22 protein-coding genes, 1 tRNA gene and 1 riboswitch are annotated in these 23,626 nt (G+C 68.8%); of the genes, 18 read left to right on the forward strand and 5 right to left on the reverse strand.

What is annotated here, in order from left to right:
* Positions 1 to 66: 66 nt before the first annotated feature.
* Positions 67 to 384, forward strand: a complete 318-nt coding sequence (locus XINFAN_RS04835; RefSeq protein WP_124085355.1) for an H-NS histone family protein — start codon at positions 67 to 69, stop codon at positions 382 to 384.
* A 27-nt stretch (positions 385 to 411) separates the two neighbouring features.
* Here XINFAN_RS04835 and XINFAN_RS04840 read toward each other — a convergent pair whose 3' ends face one another.
* On the reverse strand, positions 412 to 1,290 hold the full coding sequence (locus XINFAN_RS04840; RefSeq protein WP_124085356.1) for an N-formylglutamate amidohydrolase: 879 nt from the start codon (positions 1,288 to 1,290) through the stop codon (positions 412 to 414).
* A 209-nt stretch (positions 1,291 to 1,499) separates the two neighbouring features.
* Between XINFAN_RS04840 and XINFAN_RS04845 the strand changes: the two genes are divergently transcribed.
* The 7 genes from XINFAN_RS04845 to XINFAN_RS04875 all read left to right on the forward strand — a co-directional run bounded on the left by XINFAN_RS04845 (position 1,500) and on the right by XINFAN_RS04875 (position 5,838).
* Positions 1,500 to 1,574 (forward strand) — tRNA-Val (locus tag XINFAN_RS04845).
* A gap of 79 nt (positions 1,575 to 1,653) precedes the next feature.
* Entirely contained in the window at positions 1,654 to 1,779 is a 126-nt protein-coding gene (gene ykgO / locus XINFAN_RS04850; protein ID WP_124085357.1) for a type B 50S ribosomal protein L36, read from the forward strand.
* Between the two features lie 244 nt (positions 1,780 to 2,023).
* A complete protein-coding gene (locus tag XINFAN_RS04855; RefSeq protein WP_124085358.1) occupies positions 2,024 to 2,329 on the forward strand; it encodes a hypothetical protein in 306 nt (101 codons plus the stop codon).
* A complete protein-coding gene (locus XINFAN_RS04860) occupies positions 2,326 to 2,943 on the forward strand; it encodes a glutathione S-transferase family protein (RefSeq protein WP_124085359.1) in 618 nt (205 codons plus the stop codon). Before XINFAN_RS04855 ends, XINFAN_RS04860 begins: the two co-directional genes overlap by 4 nt.
* A 192-nt stretch (positions 2,944 to 3,135) precedes the next feature.
* Positions 3,136 to 3,702, forward strand: a complete 567-nt coding sequence (petA, locus tag XINFAN_RS04865) for a ubiquinol-cytochrome c reductase iron-sulfur subunit (protein ID WP_124085360.1) — start codon at positions 3,136 to 3,138, stop codon at positions 3,700 to 3,702.
* An 11-nt stretch (positions 3,703 to 3,713) separates the two neighbouring features.
* A complete protein-coding gene (gene petB / locus XINFAN_RS04870; RefSeq protein ID WP_124085361.1) occupies positions 3,714 to 5,027 on the forward strand; it encodes a cytochrome b in 1,314 nt (437 codons plus the stop codon).
* 19 nt (positions 5,028 to 5,046) lie between these two features.
* Positions 5,047 to 5,838 (forward strand): cytochrome c1, encoded by a 792-nt coding sequence (locus XINFAN_RS04875; protein ID WP_124085362.1) that lies wholly within the window; start codon positions 5,047 to 5,049, stop codon positions 5,836 to 5,838.
* 63 nt (positions 5,839 to 5,901) lie between these two features.
* Here the strand turns inward: XINFAN_RS04875 and XINFAN_RS04880 are convergent, their stop codons facing one another.
* The 4 genes from XINFAN_RS04880 to XINFAN_RS04895 all read right to left on the reverse strand — a co-directional run bounded on the left by XINFAN_RS04880 (position 5,902) and on the right by XINFAN_RS04895 (position 10,339).
* Positions 5,902 to 6,603, reverse strand: a complete 702-nt coding sequence (locus XINFAN_RS04880) for a thiamine ABC transporter ATP-binding protein (protein WP_124085363.1) — start codon at positions 6,601 to 6,603, stop codon at positions 5,902 to 5,904.
* Entirely contained in the window at positions 6,587 to 8,113 is a 1,527-nt protein-coding gene (locus XINFAN_RS04885) for a thiamine/thiamine pyrophosphate ABC transporter permease ThiP (protein ID WP_124085364.1), read from the reverse strand. Before XINFAN_RS04885 ends, XINFAN_RS04880 begins: the two co-directional genes overlap by 17 nt.
* Positions 8,089 to 9,063 carry a thiamine ABC transporter substrate binding subunit gene (thiB, locus tag XINFAN_RS04890; RefSeq protein ID WP_124085365.1) on the reverse strand — a complete coding sequence of 325 codons (975 nt, stop codon included), beginning with the start codon at positions 9,061 to 9,063 and terminating at the stop codon, positions 8,089 to 8,091. The genes XINFAN_RS04885 and thiB overlap by 25 nt, the downstream gene beginning before the upstream one ends.
* Before the next feature lie 41 nt (positions 9,064 to 9,104).
* Positions 9,105 to 9,206, reverse strand: a riboswitch (TPP riboswitch).
* 110 nt (positions 9,207 to 9,316) lie between these two features.
* Positions 9,317 to 10,339 (reverse strand): TerC family protein, encoded by a 1,023-nt coding sequence (locus XINFAN_RS04895; protein ID WP_124085366.1) that lies wholly within the window; start codon positions 10,337 to 10,339, stop codon positions 9,317 to 9,319.
* Positions 10,340 to 10,601: 262 nt separating this feature from the next.
* Here XINFAN_RS04895 and aroC point away from each other — a divergent pair, with 262 nt between their 5' ends.
* The 10 genes from aroC (at position 10,602) to hslU (ending at position 23,574) form a co-directional block, all read left to right on the forward strand.
* Positions 10,602 to 11,702 (forward strand): chorismate synthase, encoded by a 1,101-nt coding sequence (gene aroC, locus XINFAN_RS04900; protein ID WP_124085367.1) that lies wholly within the window; start codon positions 10,602 to 10,604, stop codon positions 11,700 to 11,702.
* Between the two features lie 38 nt (positions 11,703 to 11,740).
* Positions 11,741 to 12,202, forward strand: a complete 462-nt coding sequence (gene tsaE / locus XINFAN_RS04905) for a tRNA (adenosine(37)-N6)-threonylcarbamoyltransferase complex ATPase subunit type 1 TsaE (RefSeq protein ID WP_124085368.1) — start codon at positions 11,741 to 11,743, stop codon at positions 12,200 to 12,202.
* Positions 12,199 to 13,200 carry an aminoglycoside phosphotransferase family protein gene (locus XINFAN_RS04910; protein WP_124085369.1) on the forward strand — a complete coding sequence of 334 codons (1,002 nt, stop codon included), beginning with the start codon at positions 12,199 to 12,201 and terminating at the stop codon, positions 13,198 to 13,200. Before tsaE ends, XINFAN_RS04910 begins: the two co-directional genes overlap by 4 nt.
* The gene (locus XINFAN_RS04915) at positions 13,185 to 13,862 is read left to right on the forward strand and encodes a nucleotidyltransferase family protein (protein ID WP_124085370.1); all 678 of its coding nucleotides are present in this window, start codon (positions 13,185 to 13,187) and stop codon (positions 13,860 to 13,862) included. Before XINFAN_RS04910 ends, XINFAN_RS04915 begins: the two co-directional genes overlap by 16 nt.
* A complete protein-coding gene (addB, locus tag XINFAN_RS04920) occupies positions 13,859 to 16,780 on the forward strand; it encodes a double-strand break repair protein AddB (RefSeq protein WP_124085371.1) in 2,922 nt (973 codons plus the stop codon). Before XINFAN_RS04915 ends, addB begins: the two co-directional genes overlap by 4 nt.
* Positions 16,777 to 20,082, forward strand: coding sequence for a double-strand break repair helicase AddA (addA, locus tag XINFAN_RS04925; RefSeq protein WP_124085372.1), 3,306 nt, complete (start codon positions 16,777 to 16,779; stop codon positions 20,080 to 20,082). Before addB ends, addA begins: the two co-directional genes overlap by 4 nt.
* Before the next feature lie 72 nt (positions 20,083 to 20,154).
* Positions 20,155 to 20,481, forward strand: coding sequence for a thioredoxin (trxA, locus tag XINFAN_RS04930; RefSeq protein WP_124085373.1), 327 nt, complete (start codon positions 20,155 to 20,157; stop codon positions 20,479 to 20,481).
* A 78-nt stretch (positions 20,482 to 20,559) separates the two neighbouring features.
* Entirely contained in the window at positions 20,560 to 21,117 is a 558-nt protein-coding gene (hslV, locus tag XINFAN_RS04935) for an ATP-dependent protease subunit HslV (RefSeq protein WP_124085589.1), read from the forward strand.
* Entirely contained in the window at positions 21,114 to 22,199 is a 1,086-nt protein-coding gene (locus XINFAN_RS04940; RefSeq protein ID WP_124085374.1) for a hypothetical protein, read from the forward strand. The genes hslV and XINFAN_RS04940 overlap by 4 nt, the downstream gene beginning before the upstream one ends.
* A 73-nt stretch (positions 22,200 to 22,272) precedes the next feature.
* On the forward strand, positions 22,273 to 23,574 hold the full coding sequence (hslU, locus tag XINFAN_RS04945; RefSeq protein WP_124085375.1) for an ATP-dependent protease ATPase subunit HslU: 1,302 nt from the start codon (positions 22,273 to 22,275) through the stop codon (positions 23,572 to 23,574).
* The last annotated feature ends 52 nt before the right edge of the window (positions 23,575 to 23,626 follow it).

The following is a 23,626-nucleotide window of genomic DNA, read 5'->3' on the forward strand; positions in this document are numbered from 1 at the left end:
CAGCGTTAATTGCGGAACCTGGAAAACACCGATATACAGGGCTCACATCATATTCTGGAGTCCAAAATGGAACTGGATGTCAATTCGCTGGATCTGAAGGAACTGAAGTCCCTTCAATCTAGGATTGCACGCGCAATCGCGACTTACGAAGACCGCCGCCGGAAAGAGGCGCTGGTCAGTCTGGAGGAAAAGGTCCGTGAAATGGGCTTCTCCTCTCTCGCGGAACTGACCGGCGGTCAGGTTTCGCGCAAGCGTCCCGCCGGTGGCCCGAAATTCGCCAATCCCGCCAATCCGTCGGATACCTGGTCGGGCCGCGGTCGCAAGCCGCGCTGGTTCAGCGAGGCGCTTGCCGCCGGCAAATCCGAAGCCGATATGGCGATCTGAATCCGGCCGGAACCCGCCGCTGCCGTTTTATTCGGCGGCGAGCGGCGGGTTCTGCCGGTCTTCCCATGGCCGGACCAGTCCGGCGATGACTCCGGTTATCAGGCTGTGGAAGGCGGAAAATCCCTCATGCGGGGCGATCCGCGTCTCGTCCATGTAAAGCGCGCGGTCGATCTCGACCTGGATCACATGCACCCGGCGCGAGGGCCGGCCGTAGGCCTGGGTGATATAGGCCCCGGCGAAGGGCGTGTTGCGGCTGACGCGCAGCCCGGCGCCGGTGAAGGCAGCCTCGACCCGCTCCACCACCTCGCGCCCGGCGGCGGCGCCGAAACGGTCGCCCAGCACGATATCGGGCCTCGGGCCGCCGGGGCGGCCATGGGCCTCGATCGCCTCATGCGGCATGGAATGGCAGTCGATCAGCACCGCCTCGCCAAAGGCGGCGTGGGTTTCCTCGATCAGCCCCTGCAAGGCCTGGTGCCAGGGATGCCACCAGTCGCGGATGCGGCCCGCGGCCTCGTCGCGGCTCAGCTTGCCGCTATAGATCGCCCGCCCGCCCGAGACCACGCGGGGAATCACGCCGAGGCCCGAGGAGATGCGCGGATTGTGCGGCGGCCGGTCGATCCCCTCGATCACCGCCGGGTCCAGCTCGTCCGCGGCCCGGTTCAGGTCGATGAAGGCGCGCGGCGCCCGGGCCGCCAGCAGCGGCGCGCCGTGATCGGGCGCGGCGCCGAACAGGACATCGACGAAAGCGTCTTCCGAGGAGCGGATCGCATGCGAATCCAGCGCGCTGCGGGCAAGGAAATCGGGCGGATAGTGATTGCCGGAATGCGGTGAGGAAAAGATCACCGGGCCGGTCTGGCGCCGGGGCCGGTTCAGAGAATAGGCATCTGAGCGCTCGGTTTCCTTCAAGGCGGCCCCGGTCTGGCTGGCGGTCTGGCTGCGGCGGGAACGGGTCTGCCGTTCTCCTCTGCTTGCTTCGGATATAACGGCATAATTCTCCGATCCGAAACCCCTTGCGGGCGGCGGCGGGGTTGAGTATAGACCCCGGCACGCCGACGCGGTCAGCCCGCGTCCTTTTCGTTTTCGGAAGGGATGCTGACGGACCGCAGGGCCGGAGTGGGCGGTTAGCTCAGCGGTAGAGCACTACGTTGACATCGTAGTGGCCACTGGTTCGATCCCAGTACCGCCCACCATTTCATCGCTTTTGGGGTCATACCCGGGGGCACGGGTCAATCAAGGCGCGTGATGCGCCGCGAAGGATAGGAGACAGCCATGAAGGTTGCCAACTCGCTCCGCTCGCTGAAGACGCGTCACCGCGATTGCCAGGTCGTGCGCCGCAAGGGCCGGATCTATGTGATCAACAAGACGCAGAAGCGCTACAAAGCCCGCCAGGGCTGAGCGCCGTTTCCGGCAAGAATCAAGGGCCGTCCGGGGAAACCCGGGCGGCCTTTGCCTTTGGGCATGGTCTGCCGGAGAGGATCCGGTGATTTCTGCCGCTGCCCGGGCCATGTCCGCGGATCCGGCGTTCCCGGGGGGCGGAACGCCGCCACCCCGGCCGGCGCGCTTCGGCCCCGCCATGAGTTTACAGCGCGACTCGCTGGCCCTACGATCCGTTGCGCCCTGTCTGCGCCGGAGGATCCCGATGCCGCTGCCCATAGCTCCGTTTCTGCCGCTGATGATGCGAATCGGTGCGGTCGCCGTCGCGGGCTATGCCGCGCGGCGCTGGATCCGGAGCCGCGCTTATCCGGGGCGCCTCGATCAGCGCGCCGAAGAGGCGCTGGACGATCTGGACGAAGGGCTGACGCTGCTCCACCCCCGGGGCGAGCCCGATACCCGCCAGACCAACGCCACCCTGCGCTGGCGCCGCACCATCGGCTTTCGCGGCCGGACATGGGAGGTGGACGCCGGTGTCATGGCCCGGTTCAGCCTGCGCGGGCAGCAGTCATGAACGGGCGGCTTACGCTCTTTTCCAGCCTGACCTCGCCCTATGTGCGCAAGGTGCGCGTGCTGATCCGCGAGGCCGGGATCGTCGGGATCGACGAGATCATGGGCGGCGGCACGCCGCTCGATCAGACCGGGGCGCCGGTCGGGCAGAACCCGCTGGGCAAGGTGCCCGCGCTGGTCACGGATACCGGAGAGGCGCTGTTCGACAGCCGGGTGATCTGCCGCTGGCTCGACGATCATGCCGGGGCGGGGCTCTACCCCGGCGGCGAGGCGCTCTGGCGGGTGCTGGTGCTGGAGTCTCTGGCGGACGGCATCCTCGATGCGGCGCTGCTGATGATCTACGAATCGCGGCTCAGGCCCGAGGAGATCCGCTTCGCCCCCTGGGTCGAGAGCCAGTGGCTCAAGGTGGCGCGCAGCCTCGATACGCTGGAAAACGGCTGGGCGGGCGATCTGGAGCAGCCGCTGAACATGGGGCAGATCGCGCTCGGCTGCGCGCTCGGCTATCTGGATTTTCGTCATTCCGCCCGGAACTGGCGCGACGGCCATCCCCGTCTCGCCGCCTGGGAAGAGGCTTTCGCGCGCCGCGCCCCGATGCGTGAAACCCGGCCGGTGGGCTGAAAATGCGCCCTCAGCCTGCGGCATGTTCGCACCAATCAGCTTTTACATCGAAATCAGGGGGGCTTGCGTCCGATTGTCCGCTGGACGATCCGCCGCAGCTTGTCTAAAACCGCGCCCGTCAGGGTAAGCGGTCCTCCGCCTGCCCCCGCAAATTTTGGCCGCGGCCCGCGGCCGTGCCAGGGAGAGGAACTCGTGTCCCAAGCAGACGATCACGCAGGCAGCCGCCGCGACTTCCTGTATTATGCCACCGCAGGCGCCGGAGCCGTTGCCACCGGCGCGGCGGTCTGGCCGCTGGTCAACCAGATGAACCCCTCGGCCGACACCCGCGCGCTGTCCGCGATCTACGTCGATGTCTCGGGCGTCGAGGTCGGCACCCAGCTCACGGTGAAATGGCGCGGCAAGCCGGTGTTCATCCGCCGCCGCTCTGCCGAAGAGATCGAGGCCGCCCGCGCGGTCGATCTGGGCGACTCGACGCTCATCGACAAAGGGTCGGAAAACCACAACAAGCCCGGCACCGATGCCAGCGATGAAAACCGCACGCTCGACGAGGCCGGCGAATGGCTGGTGATGATGGGGGTCTGCACCCATCTGGGCTGCGTTCCGCTGGGCAACGGCGCCGGTGAGTTCGGCGGCTGGTTCTGCCCCTGCCACGGCTCGCACTACGATACCGCGGGCCGGATCCGCAAAGGTCCGGCACCCCGGAACCTTGAGATCCCGGTGGCGCAGTTCACCGACGAAACCACGATCCTGCTGGGCTGAGGTAACGCAACATGGCCGGAATTCCGCACGACCATTACGAACCCGGGACCGCACCCGAAAAGTGGCTGCACAAGCGGCTGCCGATCGTGGGCCTGGTCTACGACACGCTGATGATCCCTACGCCCAAGAACCTGAACTGGATGTGGATCTGGGGCATCGTCCTTGCTTTCTGCCTCGGGCTTCAGATCGTCACGGGGATCATCCTCGCGATGCATTACACGCCGCATGTGGACATGGCCTTCGCCAGCGTCGAGCATATCATGCGCAACGTGAACGGCGGGCATATGATCCGCTATCTGCACGCCAACGGCGCCTCGCTGTTCTTCTTCGCAGTCTATCTGCATATCTTCCGCGGCCTGTACTACGGCAGCTACAAGGCGCCGCGCGAAGTCACCTGGATCGTCGGCATGCTGATCTATCTGATGATGATGGGAACCGCCTTCATGGGCTATGTTCTGCCCTGGGGGCAGATGTCGTTCTGGGGCGCGACCGTGATCACCGGCCTGTTCGGCGCCATCCCCGGCATCGGCGAGCCGATCCAGACCCTGCTTCTGGGCGGCCCGGCGGTGGACAATCCCACGCTGAACCGCTTCTTCTCGCTGCATTATCTGCTGCCCTTCGTGATCGCGGGCCTGGTGATCGTCCATATCTGGGCCTTCCACCACACCGGCAACAACAACCCCACCGGGGTCGAGGTGCGCCGCGACAGCAAGGAAAATGCGCAGAAGGACACCGTGCCGTTCTGGCCCTATTACGTGATCAAGGATCTGTTCGCGCTGGCGGTGATCCTGATCGTGTTCTTCGCCATCGTCGGCTTCATGCCGAACTACCTGGGCCACCCCGACAACTATATCGAGGCCAACCCGCTGGCGACGCCCGCGCATATCGTGCCGGAATGGTATTTCCTGCCGTTCTACGCGATCCTGCGCGCCTTCACCGCCGATGTCTGGGTGGTGATCGCGGTGGAATGGATCACCTTCGGCATCGTCGACGCCAAGTTCTTCGGCGTGCTGGCGATGTTCGGCGCCATCGCCGTGATGGCGCTGGTGCCCTGGCTCGACACCTCGTCGGTGCGCTCGGGCAAATACCGGCCGATGTTCAAATGGTGGTTCGTGCTGCTGTGCATCGACTTCGTGGTGCTGATGTGGGCCGGGGCGATGCCCGCCGAATATCCCTACGACTGGATTTCGCTGATCGCATCGGCCTATTGGTTCGCCTATTTCCTCGTCATTCTGCCGCTGCTCGGGGTGATCGAAAAGCCGCTGGCCCCGCCGGCGACGATCGAGGAAGACTTCAAGGCCCATTACCCCCACGCGGCCGAGTGACGGAAAGGATCTGACGCAAATGTTTGGCAAGATCATTCTCTCTGCCGCCACCTCGCTGGCCCTTGCGGGCGCGGCGCTGGCAGCTGGTGACGCAGGCCATATCGAGGACGTGACCTTCTCTTTCGAGGGTCCGTTCGGAACCTATGACCAGCTTCAGCTTCAGCGCGGGCTTCAGGTCTATACCGAGGTCTGCTCGGCGTGCCACGGCTTGAAATATGTCCCCATCCGCACCCTGGCGGATGAGGGCGGCCCGCATCTGCCCGCGGATCAGGTTCGCGCCTATGCGGCGGGCCTCGACGAGGTGGAAAGCCTCGGCGCCGATGCGCGGCCGCGCGAATGGACCGACAAGTTCCCCGCCCGCTCGGGCGAGGGGACCGGGCCGGATCTCTCGCTGATGGCCAAGGCGCGCGCCGGGTTCCACGGACCCTATGGCACCGGCATCAACCAGATGCTGCGCGGCATCGGCGGGCCGGAATACATCCATGCGATCCTCACCGGCTATACCGGCGAGACCAAGGAAGAAGCCGGCACCACCTTCTACGAGAACCACGCCTTCCCTGGCGGCTGGATCTCGATGGCGCCGCCGCTGTCGGACGATCAGGTCAGCTTCGAGGACGGCAGCCCCACCACGCTGGACGCGATGGCGATGGATATCTCGGCCTTCCTGATGTGGTCGGCCGAGCCGAAGATGATGGACCGCAAACAGGCGGGCTTCGTCGCGGTGATCTTTCTCCTGGTGCTGACGGTTCTGCTCTATCTGACGAACAAGAAGCTCTGGGCCAGGATCAAGGGCAAAGAGTTCACCGGCTGATCAGGACATCATCCGGCGCTTTGATGAAAATCGGAAAACCCCCGCCCCTTGTGGCGGGGTTTTTCATTGCCGGTGGCCGAGATAGTCGCGCAGCACCGCGGGCGGGTCGGCGAACAGCGCGGCGGTGGGCTGCGGCGCGGCCGCGAGGCCCCCTGCCACGATCACCGTCAGCGCGGCGAACTCCAGCGCGTCGCGCGGGTCGTGAGTGACCATCAGGACGGTCGCGCCGGTGTCCCCGGCGACCTCTGCCACCAGCGCCAGCATCTCCTGTTTCAGCGCGGGCCCGAGCGCGGCGAAGGGCTCGTCCAGCAAGAGAAGCGGCCGCGCGCGCAGCAGTACCCGCGCCAGCGCGGCCCGGCTGACCTGGCCGCCGGAAAGCTGCGCCGGGCGGCGTGCGCCCATGCCCGTCAGCCCCACCCGGTCCAGCGCCTCTGTCACCCGGGCGCGCTCGCCGGGCGTCAGCCGCAGGGCGGGCCGCAGCCCGAGGCCGAGGTTTTCGGCCAGGGTCAGATGCGGAAACAGGTTCTGGTCCTGGAACAGGATCGAGAGCGGCCGCTCTCCCGGTGTCAGGGGCGTCAGATCCCGCCCGTCCCACAGCACCCGGCCCGAGGCTGGGGCGTAAAACCCGGCGATGGCGGCGAGCAGAGAGCTTTTCCCCGCGCCCGAAGGCCCGATCAGCGCGATGCGCGCGCCCGGTGGCACCTGCCAGTCGGCCGCCAGCCGGAAGTCGCCTTGCGTCAGCAGCAGTTCATCGAGGCGAAGCACGGCGCCCTCCCGCGTCGAAGATCCAGAACAATGCGAAACTCAGCGACACCAGCACGAGGGCCGCGCCCGCGGCGGCCCCGGTCCGGTAAGAGCCCATAAGCTGCTGCACGAGCAAGGGCAGCGTCACCTCGCGCCCGGTGGCGAACAGGGCGATCACGCCGAGGTCGCCCATCGACAGCGCTGCCGCCAGCCCGGCGCAAAAGCCGAGCGGACGCGCGAGGCGCGGCAGCACCAGAAGCCGCAGCCGGGCGAAGCCGCGCAGGCCGAGCGAGGCCGCCAGTCGGCCATAACCGGCCTCCAGCGCGCGGGCCTCGGGCAGAAGCAGGCGAAAGACGAAGGGCAGCGTCATCAGCGTATTGACCAGCAGCGTCACCGGCAACGCAAGGCGCGGGGGTGGGAGAACCGGCTGGATCAGCAGAAAGAGCCCCGTTCCCAGCACCAGCCCCGAGGCGGCGAGCGGCAGCACCGCCGCCAGCTCCAGCCAGCGCGGCCCGCCGCGCGCCACCGCCAGCGCGAGGCTCAGCCCGGCGGAAACCGCGATCAGCGCCGACAGCAGCGCGACCGTGATCGAACGCAGCGCGGCTTCCGCCACCGACCAGGGCAGATCCGCCAGCCCGGGAAGGCCGCGCGTGACCAGCGCGGCGAGCGGCAGCAGCAGGAACCCGCCCGCCAGCACCAGCACCAGAACGTCGCCCGCGCGCCGCCAGCCGCCGGGCGCTCGCGTGGCCAAAGGACGGTCCATCCCGGCGCCGAAGCCCGATTCGCGCGTCAGATGCCAGGCTGCCAGCGCCGCAGCGGCGCCGAGCCCGGTCTGTATCAGCGCCAGCCCCGCGGCATGCGAGAGGTCGAACTCGAACCGCACCGCCTGATAGATCGCCAGTTCCAGCGTGGTCGCCGCCGGGCCGCCGCCCAGCGTCAGCGCCACCGCGAAAGAGGTCAGGCAGATCGCGAAGACGGTGGCCAGCGCGCCGGGAAGCACCTCGCGCAGCATCGGGCGCTCGATATGGCGGAAGATGTCCGCCGGGCAGAAGCCGAGGCTTTCGGCCAGCCGGAACCGCTCGGACGGCACCGCGAGCCAGCCTTGCAGGATCATCCGCACCGCGAGCGGCAGGTTCAGGAACACATGCGCCAGCAGCACCCCATGCAGCCCGTAGACCGGCACCGGCGGCAGGCCGACGGCCGCCCCGAGGCTGTTGAGCCAGCCCGCCCGACCGAAAACCGTGACCAGCGCCAGCACCGCGACGATCACCGGCAGAAGGAACGGCGCCCCCATCAGCGTGATCAGCAGACCCCGCCCGGGAAACCGCCGCCGCGCCAGCGCCCGCGCCACCGGCACCGCCAGCGTAACCGAGATCAGCGCGGAAAGCGCGGCCTGGGTCAGGGTGAAGCGCAAAGCGGCCAGATCCGGGCCGGAGAGCGAAAGCCCCCCGGCGTGGAACGCCACCGCCCCGAGCGGCAGCAGAACGAGGGCGAGCGCCCCCGCCCCTAGCGCGACAGCGCCGCCTGCCATTCCGCCAGAGCCTCGGCCCGGATCGCCTGCGCGTCTTCGGCGCCGAGCAGCAGGGAGGTTTCGGGCCGATGGGTCTCGAACCCCTCGGGCAGCGGGATCTCGGTCGCGGGATACATCCAGTTGGTCTCGGGGATCACCGACTGGAAGGCCGGCGACTGGGTGAAGGCGAGGAAATCGCGGGCAAGCCCGGGCTGGTCGGACGAGGCGAGCACCGCGCCGAGCTCGATCTGGAGATAATGACCCTCGGCGAAGGGTGCCCAGTCCTTGCTGTCGTCCTCTTCGGCGATGCGGTGATAGGCGGGCGAGGTGGTGTAGGAGAGCACCATATCCGCCTCGCCGTCCACGAACAGGCCGTAAGCCTCGGACCAGCCGGGGGTGACGGTCAGCACATTGTCGGCGAGGCTGGACCAGATCGCGGGGGCCTCGTCGCCGTAAGCCGCCTTCACCCACATCAGCAGGCCGAGGCCGGGGGTGGACGAGCGCGGATCCTGGATCACCACTTTCAGATCCGATTCCGCCAGCGCCCGGAAACTGTCGGGCGGGGTCTCAAGGCGGGTCTTGTTGTAGACGAAGGCGAACCAGCCCCAGTCGTAGGGCAGGAAATGCGCGTCGTCGAAATCGACCGGCAGGCCGGAGGCGGGCTCTTGCCCGTGCGGCGCGAAAAGGCCCGAGGCCAGTCCTTGCGCGGTCAGATTGGTGTCGAGGCCGAGGACCACATCGGCCCCGGTCGCCGTGCCTTCGAGTTGCAGCCGCGCGAGCAGCGCCGCGCCGTCGCCGCCGGTGATGAATTGCAGATCGCAGCCGCAGACTTCCTCGAAAGCCTTTTCCACCGCCGGGCCGGGGCCCCAGTCCGAGGTGAAACTGTCATAGGTCATGACGGTCAGAACGGGCGTCTCAGCCGCCGCGAAAGCGGGCAGGCAGGTCAGGCACGCCGCAAGGAAGGGTCGCATCGTTCGTCCTCCAGTTGCGACGGATGGCCGGGCATGGGGATCTGGATCCGATGCACCTTCCCTCCGCCGGTATGATCCGGTTCAGGTTCAACGGGTCCGCTTGCGCATCTCAGCCCTTTAAGGGGGCACCCCGAGGTGAGGCCGAGCATAGGGGATTGTGGTGCCGCCGCAAGAGGGGGGCCAGCCCCCCGTCGCGTGCCGCGACTCCCCCCGGGATATTTTCAGACAGAAAATGAGGAGGGCGCGGGCGCCCTCAGGGACGGGCCGGATGTTCGTCGCCGGGCTCGCCGGGCAGGGTCTCGTGGACCGGCTGGCCGCGGGTCTTCCACAGGGAAACCGCGACCCCGGCGCCGAGGATGGCGAAGGTGACGCCGAGCGAGATGCTGGCGGGGAATTTCTCAAGCCCCATCAGATCGGCCACGAAAACCTTGGAGCCGATGAAGATCAGCAGAACCGCCAGCGCGTATTTGAGGTAAGCGAAGCGGTGCAGGATCGCCGCCAGCGCGAAATAGAGCGCGCGCAGCCCGAGGATCGCGAAGATGTTCGAGGTGAAGACGATATAGGGGTCGGAGGTGATGGCGAAGACCGCCGGCACCGAATCGACCGCGAAGATGACATCGGCGATTTCCACCATGATCAGCGCCATCAGCAAGGGCGTGGCGAAGCGGCGGATGCGGCCGGTCTTCGGGTCGGGCTGGCGCACGGTGAAGGCATGGCCGTGCAGCTCATCCGTCACCCGCAGATGTCTGCGCAGGAATTTGAGCGCCGGGTTGGCGCCGATATCGACCTCGTGATTGTCGCCGGAGAACAGCATCTTTATCCCGGTGAAGACGAGGAAACCGGCGAAGATGTAAAGCACCCAGTGGTAGTTCTGCACCAGCGCCGCGCCGAAGCCGATCATCAGCCCGCGCAGCACGATCACGCCCAGGATGCCCCAGAACAGGGCCCGGTGCTGGTATTTGCGCGGGATGGCGAAGAAGCCGAAGATCATCGCGATGACGAAGACATTGTCCATCGCCAGCGATTTCTCGACCACGAAGGCGGTGAGGTAGAGGCCCGCCGCCTCGGCCCCGATCTGCCACCAGACGAAGCCCGCGAAGGCGACGCCGAGGGTGATGTAGAAGGCCGAGAGCTTCAGGCTGCGGGCGACGCCGATCTCCTGATCGCCCTTGTTCAGAACGCCGAGGTCCAGCACCAGAAGCACCAGCACCAGCGCGAGGAAGGTCAGCCACAGCCAAAGCGGCTTGCCCAGAAACAATGTCAGCAGGATATCCATCCCCGCGAGCCCTTTATCTTCTGGCGCCAGGGGGATTGCGGGTCAGCACAGGGGAAAAGCCGGGCAATCCATCGGGCGCGTGATCCCGATGCGGTCCGACATCACGCCAGAGAACTGGCGCCAGAGGGGCCCGGCCCGCAGATGCCAGATGGGGGCGGGCGCGGCCATTTCAACCCGCGCCATCAACTTTTTGTGGATTTCGGTTGAAGCGGCGCCGCGCCGGGGGCTATGGCGCAGGGGTATCATTCCCGGAGCCCGCGCCATGAGCCTGAACACCTTCGGCCATCTCTTCCGCGTCACCACCTGGGGCGAAAGCCACGGGCCCGCGCTCGGCTGCACGGTGGACGGCTGCCCGCCGGGGGTGGAACTGTCCGAGGCGCTGATCCAGCCCTGGCTGGACCGCAGGAAGCCCGGCACGTCGAAATTCACCACGCAAAGGCGCGAGGCCGATGAGGTGAAGATCCTGTCGGGGGTGTTTGAGGGCGTGACGACCGGGACGCCGATCCAGCTGATGATCGGGAACACCGACCAGCGCAGCAAGGATTACGGCGATATCGCCCGGGCCTTCCGTCCGGGTCATGCCGATATCGCTTATCATCTGAAATACGGGGTGCGGGATTATCGCGGCGGCGGGCGGTCCTCGGCGCGCGAGACGGCGGCGCGGGTGGCGGCCGGGGGCGTGGCGCGGGCCGCGCTGGCGGCTTTGGTGCCGGGGCTGACGATCACCGGCTATATGATGCAGATGGGGGCCAGGGCCATCGAGCGGGCGCGGTTCGACGCCAGCCAGATTGGCGAGAACCCGTTCTGGTGCCCCGATCCGGTGATGGCCGCGGAATGGGCAGAGTATCTCGATGAGTTGCGGCTGTCGCATAACTCGGTGGGGGCGGTGATCGAGGTCGTGGCCGAGGGTGTGCCGCCGGGTCTTGGCGCGCCGCTTTACGGCAAGCTCGATTCCGACCTGGCGGCGGCGATGATGTCGATCAACGCGGTGAAAGGCGTTGAGATCGGCGAGGGTATGGCCTCGGCGGCGCTGACCGGCGTGGAGAACGCCGACGAGATGCGGATGGGGCCTTCGGGTGTGGAATATCTCTCGAACCATGCCGGGGGGGTGCTGGGCGGGATTTCGACCGGGCAGCCGGTGGTCTGCCGGTTCGCGGTCAAGCCGACATCCTCGATTCTGACGCCGCGGCGGGCGGTGAGCGCCTCGGGCGAAGAGATCGATCTGGTGACCAAAGGCCGCCACGACCCCTGCGTCGGCATCCGCGCGGTGCCGGTGGGCGAGGCGATGATGGCCTGTGTGCTGCTCGACCATCTGCTCATGGATCGCGGCCAGACCGGCGGCGTCCGGGGGCGGATCGGCTGAGGCTTGCGCGCCCGGCGCAGGCGGCTAGGGTCGTGCTGATGAAACCGCTCGCAGAATTCCTGTTGCCCGACGAGGAAGCCGGCCGCCGCTTCGGGGCGCGGCTCGGGCTGTGTCTGCGGCCGGGGATGACGGTTCTGTTGCAGGGGCCGGTGGGGGCGGGGAAATCGCATCTCGCCCGCGCTGCGATCCGCGCGCTGGCGGGCGAAGCGGTGGACGTGCCCTCGCCGACCTTCACGCTGGTGCAGACCTACGAGACGCCGCAGGGCGAGGTCTGGCACGCCGATCTGTATCGGCTGGGGGACGCGGGCGAGGTCGCGGAACTGGGGCTCGCGGATGCGATGGGGCGCGACATTCTGCTGATCGAATGGCCCGACCGGCTGGGGGATTATACGCCCACGGACGCGATCACCGTGACGCTTGCTTATGAAGGCGAGGGGCGGCGGCTGGCGATTTCCGGCGCGGCGGAGGGGCTGCTGGCCTGTCTTGAGGGCAGCGCATGAGGGCGGCGGAGGTTGAGGATTTTCTGGCGGCGGCCGGATGGGCGGCTGCGGAGCGTCGCGCGCTGGCTGGCGACGCCTCGGCGCGCAGCTATCAGAGGCTGCGTATGGGTGGTGCGCGGGCGGTGCTGATGGATGCGCCGCCGGGCTGCGGCGACGATGTGGGGGATTTCCACCGGATCGGCTCGTATCTCGCTGCGCTCGGGCTCTCGCCGCCGAAGACCTTCGCGATGGACGAGGCGCGCGGGCTGATGCTGATCGAGGACCTGGGCGAGGCGCTCTTCGCTGTGCTCATCGCTGAGGAGCCGGCGCGCGAATTGCCGCTGTATCTGGCGGCGGCGGATGCGCTGGCGGTGGTGCAGGCGGCGCCGGCGCCGGCGGGCCTGCCGGATCTGAGCGCGGCGGAATGGGCGGAGTCGACGCTGCTCGCACCGGAGGTTTATGCCCGCGCCGTGACCGGGGCCGCGCCCGATGCGCGCGCCTTCCGGGCCGCGATGGAGGCGGCCTTGCGCGCCCATGCCGACGGGCCGCGGGTGCTGATCCTGCGCGATTTCCATGCCGAGAACCTGCTCTGGCTGCCCGAGCGCGAGGGCGCGGCGCGGGTGGGCTTGCTCGACTTCCAGCTTGGGCAGATGGGGCAGCCGGAATACGATCTGGTCTCGCTCTTGCAGGACGCGCGCCGCGATGTCGCGCCCGCGACCGAGGCCGCGGTTCTGGCGCATTTCGCCGCGGCGCGCGGGATGCGGGCCGGGGATCTGGCCGCGCCCTACGCGGTGCTCGGCGCGCTCAGGGCGCTGCGGATCATCGGCATCTTCGCCCGGCTTTGCGTCACGGTGGGGAAGGACCGCTACCTTGCCTTCCTGCCCCGGGTCTGGGGGCAGTTGATGCGCAACCTCGGAAATCCGGCGCTGGCCGACCTGCGGGCCGGGGTGCTGGAGATCCTGCCCGAGCCCACGCCGGAGGCCATCGAAAGGATCAGGCAGTCATGCCCTTCCCGCTGATGATCTTCGCCGCCGGTTTTGGCACCAGGATGCGCGAGTTGACCGCCACCCGCCCGAAGCCGCTGATCCCGGTGGCGGGGCGGGCGCTGCTCGACCGCGCGCTGGATCTTGCGGAGGACGCGGGGCCGGTGGTGGTGAACACGCATTACCTCGGGCAGCAGATCGCCGCGCATCTGGCGGGCCGTGACGTGGCGGTCAGCCATGAGGAGGAGATCCTGGAGACCGGCGGCGGGCTGAAGCGGGCTTTGCCGCTGCTCGGTGATGGCCCGGTGATGACGCTGAACCCCGATGTGGTCTGGCAGGGTGGCAATCCGCTGGCGGCGCTGGCGGCGCATTGGGACGCCACGCGGATGGATGCGCTGCTTCTCGTGAAAGAGCGCGCGGGCCTGCCGGGGCGCAAGGGCAAGGCCGATTTCCTGCTGGACGATGCGGGCCGCATCACCCGCGCGCCGGGCGAGCGTGGCGTGGTCTACCTTGGTGCGCAGATCATCGCGACCGGCGATCTGAGCGTGATCGCCGGGGAAGCGTTCTCGCTCAACCTGATCTGGGACCGGATGATCGCCCGCGGTCGGGCTTTCGGGCTGGTCTGGTCCGGCGGCTGGTGCGATGTGGGCAGCCCCGAGGGGCTGGCCGAGGCCGAAGCCCTGCTGGCGGCGCCATGATGTTCGACCGGCCCGGCCCGCGCCTTTACGGCCTGCCGCCCGGGGCGGATTTCCCGCGCCGCCTGGTGGCGGGGCTGCTTTCGCGCATGGAAGGGCGCCCGGCGCAGGATCTGGCGCGGGTGACGATCTGGCTCAACAGTCAGCGGATGCGCCGCCGGGTGCGCCAGGCGTTCCTGGAACGTGGGCCGGGCTTTCTGCCGCGCCTTCGGCTGGTGTCAGAGCCCGGCGCCGATCCGCTGCTGACCGGCGGCGTGCAGGCGGTCTCGCCTCTGGGGCGGCGGCTGGAGCTTGCGGTGCTGATCGACCGGCTGCTGACCGCCGAGCCCGATCTGGCGCCGCGTCACGCGCTTTACGATCTCGCGGACAGCCTGGCCGGGCTGATGGACGAGATGCGGGCCGAGGATGTCGCTCCGGACGCGCTCGACCGGATCGACATCGAGGGCCACGCCGCGCATTGGGCGCGCACCCGGCGCTTCGTCGCGCTGATCGGGCAGTTCTTCGGCCCGGACGCCGCGCCCGATACCGAGGGGCGGCTGAGGGCGGCGACGCTGGCGCAGATCGCGCTGTGGCGCGAAAGCCCGCCAGGCGATCCGGTGATCGTCGCGGGCTCGACCGGCTCGCGCGGGACCACGGCGCTGCTGATGCAGGGCGTGGCGGCGCTGCCGCAGGGTGCGGTGGTGGTGCCGGGTTATGATTTCGATCAGCCCGAAGCGGTGTGGGAGGTGCTGGATGACGGCATCGCGCAGGAGGACCATCCGCAATACCGCTACCACCGGCTAATGGAGATGCTGGGCCTCAGGCCTGCCGATGTGCGGAACTGGGACGGCCAGCCGCCGCCCGATCCGGCGCGCGGGCGGCTGGTCTCGCTGGCGTTGCGGCCGGCGCCGGTCACCGATCAGTGGATCGGCGAGGGGCCGTCGCTGGGCGACCTCGGGGCGGCGACCCTGGGCATGACGCTGATCGAGGCGCCGCATCCGCGGGCCGAGGCCCAGGCCATCGCGCTCCGCCTGCGCGAGGCGGTGGATCGCGGCCAGAGCGCCGCGCTGATCTCGCCCGACCGCGATCTGACGCGGCGGGTGACGGCGGCCTTGGACCGCTGGCGGCTGGAGCCCGACGATTCCGCGGGCCAGCCGCTGATCCACAGCCCGCCGGGGCGGTTCCTGCGGCTGGTGGCGCGGGCGATGGGGCGGCGTCTGACGGCGGACGAATGTCTTGCGCTGCTCAAGCATCCGCTGGCGTTTTCCGAGGCGGATCGCGGCCCCCATCTCCGGCTGACCCAGGAGCTGGAACTGTATCTGCGCCGGCATGGCCCGGCCTTCCCCGATGCGGACTTTCTGCGGCACTGGGCGGGGGTGAACCGCGACGCTTTCGCCGCGCCCTGGGCCGAAAGCCTTGGTCAGGTGCTGGAAGGGATCGCCGCCGCCGCGCCCGGCCCGCTGCCCGCGCTGATCGCGCAGCACCGGGCGCTGGCCGAGGCTTTGGCGCGCGGCACCGGGGAAAGCACCGGCCTCATGTGGGCGCGCGAGGCGGGCGAGGCCGCGCTGGCGGTGATCGGGGAACTGGCGGCCGAGGCGCCCCAGGGCTTTCACCTCTCGCTCGCCGATTACGCGGCTTTGGCCGATGGGGTGCTGTCGCGCGGCCAGGTGCGCAGCCAGAAGCCCGCCGACGAGCGGATCGTGATCCTCGGCGCGCAGGAGGCGCGGGTGGCGGGGGCGGATCTGGTGATCCTCGCCGGTCTGACCGAGGGTGTCTGGCCCGCCCAGGCCCCGCCCGACCCCTGGCTGAACCGCAGGATGCGGCTCGACCTCGGCCTGCTGCTGCCCGAGCGGCGGATCGGCCTTGCGGCGCATGACTTCCAGATGGCGGTGGCCGCGCCCGAGGTGGTGCTGTCGCACGCCCGGCGCAATGCCGAGGCCGAGACCGTGCCCTCGCGCTGGCTGAACCGGCTGACCAACCTGCTCGACGGCCTGCCGGGGAACGGCGGGCGCGCGGCTTTGGAGGCGATGCGGGCGCGGGGGGATCGGCTGCTCGACCAGGCGGCGGCGGTCGGTGCGCCTCTGAGCCCGCCTGCGTCGCCGCGCCCCTCGCCGCGCTCGCCGCTGGCGGTGCGGCCCGCGCGGCTGTCGCTGACCGAGATCGAAAAGCTGATCCGCGACCCTTATGCGATCTATGCCCGCCATGTGCTGCGGCTGAACCCGCTGATGCCCGCCCGCCCCACGGCGGACGCGCGGCTGCGCGGCGAGGTGCTGCACAAGGTGCCCGAAGCCTTCCTGAAGGACATGCCGCCCGACCCGGCTGAGGCCGTTGCCGCGCTGATGCGGATCACCGACGAGATCCTTTCCCGCGACGTGGCCTGGCCCGCGATGCGCGCGATCTGGCGCGGGCGGATGCAGGAGCTTGCCGCGCCCTTCGTCGAGGGGCTGCTGGCCGAAGGCGGCCGGACCGTCTCGATGGAGCGGCGCTATGCGGTGGAACTCGCGGACCTCGGCTTCACCCTGGTCGGCAAACCCGACCGGATCGACCTGACCCGCGAGGGGCGGCTGAGGATCGTCGATTACAAGACCGGCCAGCCACCCAGCGAAAAGCAGCAGGAGGCTTTCGCGAAGCAGCTTCATCTGGCGGCGGTGATGGCGAACCTCGGCGCCTTCCCCGAGGTCGGGCCGCATGACGAGGTGGAGATCGCCTATGTCCGCCTCGCGCGCGATCTGAAGACGGTGGCCGCCACGCTTGGCCCGGCGGATCTGGAGAAGGTGCTGAACGATTTCCGCCGCCTGATCACGGCGTATCAGGACCCCGCCCGCGGCTATACCTCGCGCCGGGCGATGGTGGGCACCCGCGAGCGCGGCGATTACGACGATCTGGCGCGCTACGGCGAATGGGAGATCACCGATCCGTCGAAGCCGGAGGATGTGCCATGAGCCCCCATCCCGCCGCCGCGGCGCAGATCGGTGCGTCGGATCCGTCCTCGAACGTCTGGCTGGTCGCCAATGCCGGATCGGGCAAGACCAAGGTGCTGACCGACCGGGTGGCGCGGCTGCTTTTGCGCGGGGTGGACCCGCAGAACATCCTTTGCCTCACCTATACCAAGGCCGCCGCCGCCGAGATGCAGAACCGGCTGTTCCGCCGTCTGGGCGAATGGGCGATGGCCTCGGGGCCGGATCTGCGCAGGAACCTCGCCGATCTGGGCGAGGGCGGCGCGCTGCCCGAACCCGCCTTGCGCCGCGCGCGGCAGCTCTTTGCGCGCGCGATCGAGACGCCGGGCGGCATCCGCATCCAGACCATCCATTCCTTCTGCGCCGGCCTGTTGCGCCGCTTTCCGCTGGAGGCCGGGGTCAGCCCCTCGTTCAGCGAGCTGGACGACCGCTCGGCGGAGCTGTTGCGCAACAGGATCCTTGAGGAGATGGCCGGGGAAGAGCCGGATCTGTTCACCGCGATCCTGCCCGAGATGGGCGAGCGGGTGGATGAGTTCCTTGCCCAGATCACCGGGCGGCGCGGCGATCTGATGCAGGTGCCCGATGACGCGGTTTTGCGCGCGGCTTTCGGCCTTGCCGACGGGCTCGACGAGGCCGCGCTTGAGGCGCAGGTCTTCGGCCCCGGCGACGGGGCGCTGCTGGCCGCGATCATCCCCGCGCTGGCGGCGGGGAAGGCGACCGACCAGAAGGCCTCGCTTGCGCTCGGGGGGGTGCCGCTTCCGCTGACGCTTGACGCTCTGCCGGTGCTTGAGGGGCTGTTCCTGTTCGGGGCCACCGCGAAAACCCCGTTCGGGGCAAAGACCGACAGCTTCCCGACGAAGGACTGCCGCGCTTCGCTTGGCCCGCATCTCGACGGATTGCAGGCGCTGATGCGGCGGGTCGAGGATGCGCGGCCCCTGCGCCTTGGCCTCGCCAGCTTGCGCAAGGCGCTGGCGCTGCACCGTTTCGCCGCCGGTTTCCTGCGCCGCTATGAGGCCGCCAAAGCCGCCCACGGCTGGCTGGATTTCGACGATTTCATCACCCGCGCGAGCCGCCTTCTGACCGATCCGGCGGTGGCGCCCTGGGTGCTTTACCGGCTGGACGGCTCCATCGACCATGTGCTGGTCGATGAGGCCCAGGACACCAGCCCCGGCCAGTGGCGCATCATCGCCGCGCTGACCGGGGAATTCGTCGCGGGCGAGGGCGCGCGCGAGGCGGAACGCTCGTTCTTTGTGGTGGGCGACAAGAAGCAGTCGATCTATTCCTTCCAGGGCGCCGACGTGGCCGGATTCGACGCGGTGAAGGCGCGGTTTGCGGAAGGGTTCGCAGGGGCGGGCGTGCCGATTGCGGAACGGACGCTGGAACACTCCTTCCGCTCGTCGCAGGCGATCCTCGCGCTGGTGGATCTGTGTTTCCAGGGCGGGATGCAGGAGGCGCTCGGCGGCGCGTTCCGGCACCGGCCGTTCCATGAGGCGCTGCCCGGACGGGTGGACATCTGGCCCGTGGTGCCGAAGCCCGAGGCGCCGGAGGAACGCGAATGGTTCGATCCGGTCGATCTGGTGGGCGAGACCGACGCCACCGTGGTGCTGGCCCGTCAGGTCGCCGAAGAGATCGCCGCGATGATCCGCGAGGGGCGGCAGATCCCCGACCACCGCGCGGAGGGTGGGTTCCGCCCGGTGCGGGCGGGGGATGTGCTGATCCTCGTCCAGCGGCGCGGCCCGATCTTCGAGGCGATCATCCGGGCCTGCAAGGCGCTCGGCCTGCCGATCGCGGGGCCGGACCGGCTGACGCTGACCGGGGAACTCGCGGTGCGCGACCTGCTGGCGCTGCTGTCCTTCCTGAACACGCCCGAGGACGATCTGGCTTTGGCCACGGCTTTGCGTTCGCCCCTCTTCGGCTGGTCCGAGGCGCGGCTTTATTGCCTCGCGCATGGGCGGCCGGGCTATCTCTGGCAGGCTTTGCGCCACGCGGGCGAGGAGGAGACCCGCGAGGTGCTGGACGATCTGCGCCGGCTGTCGGAATACCTGCGGCCCTATGAACTCCTGGACCGGATCCTGACCCGCCACCACGGCAGGGCGAAGCTGCTCGGGCGGCTCGGCGAAGAGGCGGCGGATGCGATTGACGAGCTTTCGCAGCAGGCTTTGGCCTATGAGCGCGCCGAGGTGCCCAGCCTGACCGGCTTTCTGGTGTGGATGGAGGCGGGCGAGGTCGAGGTCAAACGCCAGGCCGAGGGCGAGGGCGAGCTGATCCGGGTCATGACGGTGCACGGCTCGAAAGGGCTGGAGGCGCCAGTGGTGATCCTGCCCGACACCGCCGACCGGCGGCTGAGCGACAAGGATCTGATCCTGCCGCTGGCGCCGGGGGTGGTGACCTGGGCCGGGCGCAAGACCGACGATCCGGTCGCTTTGGCCGCGGCCAAGGCCGGGCGGGCGGCGGCGCGCGAGGCCGAGAACCTGCGGCTTCTTTACGTCGCGATCACCCGGGCGAAGCACTGGCTGATCGTGGCGGCCTCGGGCGAGGCGGGGGACGGGTCCTGGTATGGCATCATCCGCAAGGGGGCCGGGAACCTTGCGCTGACCGAAGGTCCGGGCGGCAGGCTGCGCCACGAATACGGCGCCTGGCCACCGGATGCGCCCGCGCCTTATGCGGCCCGCGCGGCTATTCCCGCGCCGGAGTTCGCGCAGCGCAGGGCGCCCGCGCCCGTGGCGCCGCCGAGGGTCTGGTCGCCCTCGGGCCTCGGCGGCGGACCTGCGACGGTGCGGGCCGCCCCCGCCGATTTCGACGAGGACGACCCGCTGGAGCGCGGCACCAAACTGCATCTGCTGCTTCAGCACCTGGCCGGGGTGCCCTCTGACCGCTGGCCCGGCCTTGCCGCCCGGCTGGGGGCCGGTGACGCGCTCATGGCCGAGGCGCGCGACATTCTGACCGACCCGGATCTGGCCTGGATCTTCGGCCCGGACTCGCTGGCCGAGGCCGAACTCGCCGCGCCCTGGAATGGCGGCTGGCTGGTGGGATCGGTCGACCGGCTGGTCGTTGCGCCCGATCTGGTGACGGTGGTCGATTTCAAATCGAACGCCGCGCTGCCCGGCACCGCCGCAGAGGTGCCCGAGACCTATCTGCGCCAGTTGGGCGCCTATGCCCATGCGGTGGCGGCGATTTATCCCGGGCGGCGGGTGGAAACCGCGATCCTCTGGACCCGGGCGCGGCGGCTGATGCGGCTCGGCCCGGCAGAGGTGGAGGCGGCTTTGCGTCGCGCGCAGGACTCGTAGCCGCGGGCGACCTTGATCTTCCCCGGGGGCAAACCTAGTTTCGATTCCGACCATCCATTCAGGAGAACCACTATGGGCGCTGCCACCATCGCCGTTACCGACGCCACTTTTGATCAGGAAGTCCGCCAGTCGGCGATTCCGGTCGTGGTGGATTTCTGGGCCGAATGGTGCGGCCCCTGCCGGATGATCGGCCCGGCGCTGGAAGAACTGGCCGCCGAATACCAGGGCCGGGTCAAGATCGTGAAGGTCAACGTGGACGAGAACCCCGACAGCCCGGCGCAACTGGGCGTGCGCGGGATTCCGGCGCTGTTTCTGTTCCGGGATGGCCAGGTCGTCTCGAACAAGACCGGCGCCGCGCCCAAGGCGGCGCTGGCGAACTGGATCAACTCGGCGATCTGAACCGAAGCGTGAGATGCGCGAACGGGCCCTCCGGGGCCCGTTTTCCTGTCGGGCAGACAGCAACCGGAAGGGCGAATGATGGCGGATGACAAGTTTCCCGGCTGGCACGGCACCACGATTCTCGCGGTGCGCCGCGGCGGCGAGGTGGTGGTGGCCGGAGACGGCCAGGTCAGCCTGGGCCAGACCGTGATCAAGGGCTCGGCCCGCAAGGTGCGCCGGTTGTCGCCCGGGGGCCATCCGGTGGTCTGCGGCTTCGCGGGCTCCACCGCCGATGCCTTCACCCTGCTGGAGCGGCTGGAGAAGAAGCTGGAGGCCGCGCCGGGGCAACTTGCCCGCGCCTGCGTCGATCTGGCGAAAGACTGGCGGATGGACAAATACCTGCGCAACCTTGAGGCGATGCTGATCGTGACCGACGGCGATCAGGTCTTCGTGCTGACCGGCGCGGGCGATGTGCTGGAACCCGAACATGACGTGGCCGCCATCGGCTCGGGCGGCAATTACGCTCTGGCCGCCGCGCGCGGGCTGATGGAGACCGGCCTCTCCGCCGAAGAGGTGGCGCGCAAGGCCATGGCCATCGCGGCCTCGATCTGCGTCTATACGAACGGCAATCTCACCGTCGAGAAGATCGCGAAATGACCCCGGAAGATCTGCGCGCCGGTGTCCAGGCCGGGATCCTGACCGAGGCCCAGGCCGCGGGGCTGAAGGCTTTGGCCGAATCCCGCGCCGGGCGCCGCGCCGCCCTGGCGGGCGAGGACGAACCTTTCGAGTTCTTCCGCGGCTTTTCCGAGATCTTCATCTCGATCGGCCTGATCATCCTGCTTTCCGGCCTGATGGGGCTGATCGCCTGGGTGGGCGGCGCCGCCATCGCGATCTTCCTGCCGCTGATCTGCGCCGCTATCGCCTGGTGGTGGGCGGGTTATTTCACGCTGAAGCGGCGGATGAACCTGCCCTCGATGGTGCTGGCCGTGACCTTCGGCGGCTCGATCCTGGTGGCGGGCGTCACGCTGATGCTGCAAACCATGGCCGACAGCCTCGATTTCAGCCGCTGGCTGGTGGTGCTGCCGCTGATCGTGGCGACGCTGGCGATGGGGCTGTGGTATCGCCGGTTCCGGCTGCCGTTTTCGATGTTCGTGCTGGCGGGTTTCGCGCTGCTGACGCTGTATTCGCTGGTGGCCTCGCCCCAGGTGATCGCCGACGTGCTGATCGGCACCAGTCGCAACGGCCTCGGCCGGTTCTTCGACCTGCGGCAAAGCCCGGTCTTCGCGCTGACCACGCTGGTCTTCGGGCTGGCGGCTTTCGCAGCCGGCATGTGGTTCGACATGAAGGATCCGAACCGGCTGGGGCGCCATTCGGCCACCGCCTTCTGGCTGCATCTCTCGGCCGCGCCCGCGCTGGTGAATACGGTGGCGCTGACGCTGTATAACTCGGGCGGCACCCGGGGGATGCTGCTGCTGATCCTCGCGCTGCTGGTGATCACGGCTCTGGCGCTGGTGATCGACCGGCGCTCGTTCCTGTCGGCGGCCATCGCCTATATCGCGCTGGTGCTGGGCTGGGTCATCGGCGAGGGTGGGGCCTTCGGCGCCTGGGTGCTGCTGCTGCTGATCCTTGGCGCGCTGATCACCGCCATGGGAACCTGGTGGGTGCAGCTGCGCAACGGGCTGATGCGGGCCCTGCCGGACTTTCCCGGCAAAAGCCGCCTGCCGCCCTGGGCGGGCTGAGACGCCCGGCGCTGCGGTTGAAACGCCCGCCCCCGGTCTTTAAGTGATGCGCCATGGATACGAGGAAGCCCCGATGACCGACCTGACCCCGCGCGAGATCGTCTCGGAGCTCGACCGTTTCATCATCGGCCAGCGCGACGCCAAGCGCGCTGTTGCCGTGGCGCTGCGCAACCGCTGGCGCAGGAAGCGCCTGGCGGACGATCTGCGCGATGAGGTCTATCCGAAGAACATCCTGATGATCGGCCCGACCGGGGTCGGCAAGACCGAAATCTCGCGCCGCCTTGCCCGGCTGGCGAAGGCGCCGTTCCTCAAGGTCGAGGCGACCAAGTTCACCGAGGTCGGCTATGTCGGCCGCGACGTGGACAGCATCATCCGCGATCTGATGGATGTGGCGGTGGTCGACACCCGCGCGCTGATGCGCGAGGAGGTGCGCGAAAAGGCCCGCCGCGCCGCCGAGGAACGGGTGATCGACGCCGTTGCCGGCAAGGATTCGCGCGAACAGACCCGCGAGATGTTCCGCAGGAAGCTGCGCGCGGGCGAACTCGATGACACGATGATCGAGATCGAGATCACCGACGCCGGTCCGGCGCTGCCGATGATGATGGGCGGCGGCCAGGGCATGGAGATGCAGCTCCAGGGCTTGCAGGAGATGTTCGGCAAGGCCTTCCAGCGCAGTACGAAAAAGCGCGTCACCGTGGCCGAGAGCTACGATCTGCTGATCGGGCAGGAGGCCGACAAGCTGCTCGACGACGAGGCGGTGAAGCTCGCGGCGCTCGATGCCGTGCAGTCGAACGGCATCGTCTTTCTCGACGAGATCGACAAGATCTGCGCCCGGGCCGAGGCGCGCGGCGCCGATGTCTCGCGCGAGGGCGTACAGCGCGACCTGCTGCCCCTGATCGAGGGCACCACGGTTTCCACCAAATACGGCCCGGTGAAGACCGATCATATCCTGTTCATCGCCTCCGGCGCCTTCCATGTGGCGAAGCCCTCGGATCTGCTTCCGGAACTCCAGGGTCGTTTGCCGATCCGGGTGGAGCTGGGCGCGCTGACCGAGGCGGATTTCGTCCGCATCCTGACCGAGACCGACAATGCGCTGACCCGGCAATATGCCGGGCTGATGGCGACCGAAGAGGTGAAGGTCCGCTTCACAGAGGACGGAATCGCCGCCATCGCCCGGCTGGCGGCCGAGGTGAACCGCAGCGTCGAGAACATCGGCGCGCGGCGGCTGTATACGGTGATGGAGCGGGTGTTCGAGGAACTCTCCTTCACCGCGCCGGACCGTTCCGGCGACGAGGTGGTGGTGAATGAGGATTTCGTCGAGAAGAACGTGGGCGAACTGGCGCGTTCGGCGGATATTTCGCGTTACGTGCTCTGACTGAGGGCGAAAGGGGGCGCCGCCCCCTCGCTGCTTCGCAGCTCACCCCCGG

It is taken from the genome of Pseudogemmobacter humi (assembly GCF_900609055.1).
GTDB lineage: Bacteria > Pseudomonadota > Alphaproteobacteria > Rhodobacterales > Rhodobacteraceae > Pseudogemmobacter > Pseudogemmobacter humi.

What these genes read in the sequence shown, in the direction of transcription:
- XINFAN_RS04895 (WP_124085366.1), bottom strand. Translation starts at nt 10,339, where the DNA reads ATGGATATCCTGCTGACATTGTTTCTGGGCAAGCCGCTTTGGCTGTGG.
- addB (WP_124085371.1), top strand. Translation starts at nt 13,859, where the DNA reads ATGATGTTCGACCGGCCCGGCCCGCGCCTTTACGGCCTGCCGCCCGGG.
- XINFAN_RS04940 (WP_124085374.1), top strand. Translation starts at nt 21,114, where the DNA reads ATGACCCCGGAAGATCTGCGCGCCGGTGTCCAGGCCGGGATCCTGACC.
- trxA (WP_124085373.1), top strand. Translation starts at nt 20,155, where the DNA reads ATGGGCGCTGCCACCATCGCCGTTACCGACGCCACTTTTGATCAGGAA.
- XINFAN_RS04885 (WP_124085364.1), bottom strand. Translation starts at nt 8,113, where the DNA reads ATGGCAGGCGGCGCTGTCGCGCTAGGGGCGGGGGCGCTCGCCCTCGTT.
- petB (WP_124085361.1), top strand. Translation starts at nt 3,714, where the DNA reads ATGGCCGGAATTCCGCACGACCATTACGAACCCGGGACCGCACCCGAA.
- hslV (WP_124085589.1), top strand. Translation starts at nt 20,560, where the DNA reads ATGGCGGATGACAAGTTTCCCGGCTGGCACGGCACCACGATTCTCGCG.
- XINFAN_RS04875 (WP_124085362.1), top strand. Translation starts at nt 5,047, where the DNA reads ATGTTTGGCAAGATCATTCTCTCTGCCGCCACCTCGCTGGCCCTTGCG.
- XINFAN_RS04835 (WP_124085355.1), top strand. Translation starts at nt 67, where the DNA reads ATGGAACTGGATGTCAATTCGCTGGATCTGAAGGAACTGAAGTCCCTT.
- aroC (WP_124085367.1), top strand. Translation starts at nt 10,602, where the DNA reads ATGAGCCTGAACACCTTCGGCCATCTCTTCCGCGTCACCACCTGGGGC.
- XINFAN_RS04915 (WP_124085370.1), top strand. Translation starts at nt 13,185, where the DNA reads ATGCCCTTCCCGCTGATGATCTTCGCCGCCGGTTTTGGCACCAGGATG.
- XINFAN_RS04855 (WP_124085358.1), top strand. Translation starts at nt 2,024, where the DNA reads ATGCCGCTGCCCATAGCTCCGTTTCTGCCGCTGATGATGCGAATCGGT.
- ykgO (WP_124085357.1), top strand. Translation starts at nt 1,654, where the DNA reads ATGAAGGTTGCCAACTCGCTCCGCTCGCTGAAGACGCGTCACCGCGAT.
- addA (WP_124085372.1), top strand. Translation starts at nt 16,777, where the DNA reads ATGAGCCCCCATCCCGCCGCCGCGGCGCAGATCGGTGCGTCGGATCCG.
- XINFAN_RS04910 (WP_124085369.1), top strand. Translation starts at nt 12,199, where the DNA reads ATGAGGGCGGCGGAGGTTGAGGATTTTCTGGCGGCGGCCGGATGGGCG.
- thiB (WP_124085365.1), bottom strand. Translation starts at nt 9,063, where the DNA reads ATGCGACCCTTCCTTGCGGCGTGCCTGACCTGCCTGCCCGCTTTCGCG.
- XINFAN_RS04860 (WP_124085359.1), top strand. Translation starts at nt 2,326, where the DNA reads ATGAACGGGCGGCTTACGCTCTTTTCCAGCCTGACCTCGCCCTATGTG.
- tsaE (WP_124085368.1), top strand. Translation starts at nt 11,741, where the DNA reads ATGAAACCGCTCGCAGAATTCCTGTTGCCCGACGAGGAAGCCGGCCGC.
- hslU (WP_124085375.1), top strand. Translation starts at nt 22,273, where the DNA reads ATGACCGACCTGACCCCGCGCGAGATCGTCTCGGAGCTCGACCGTTTC.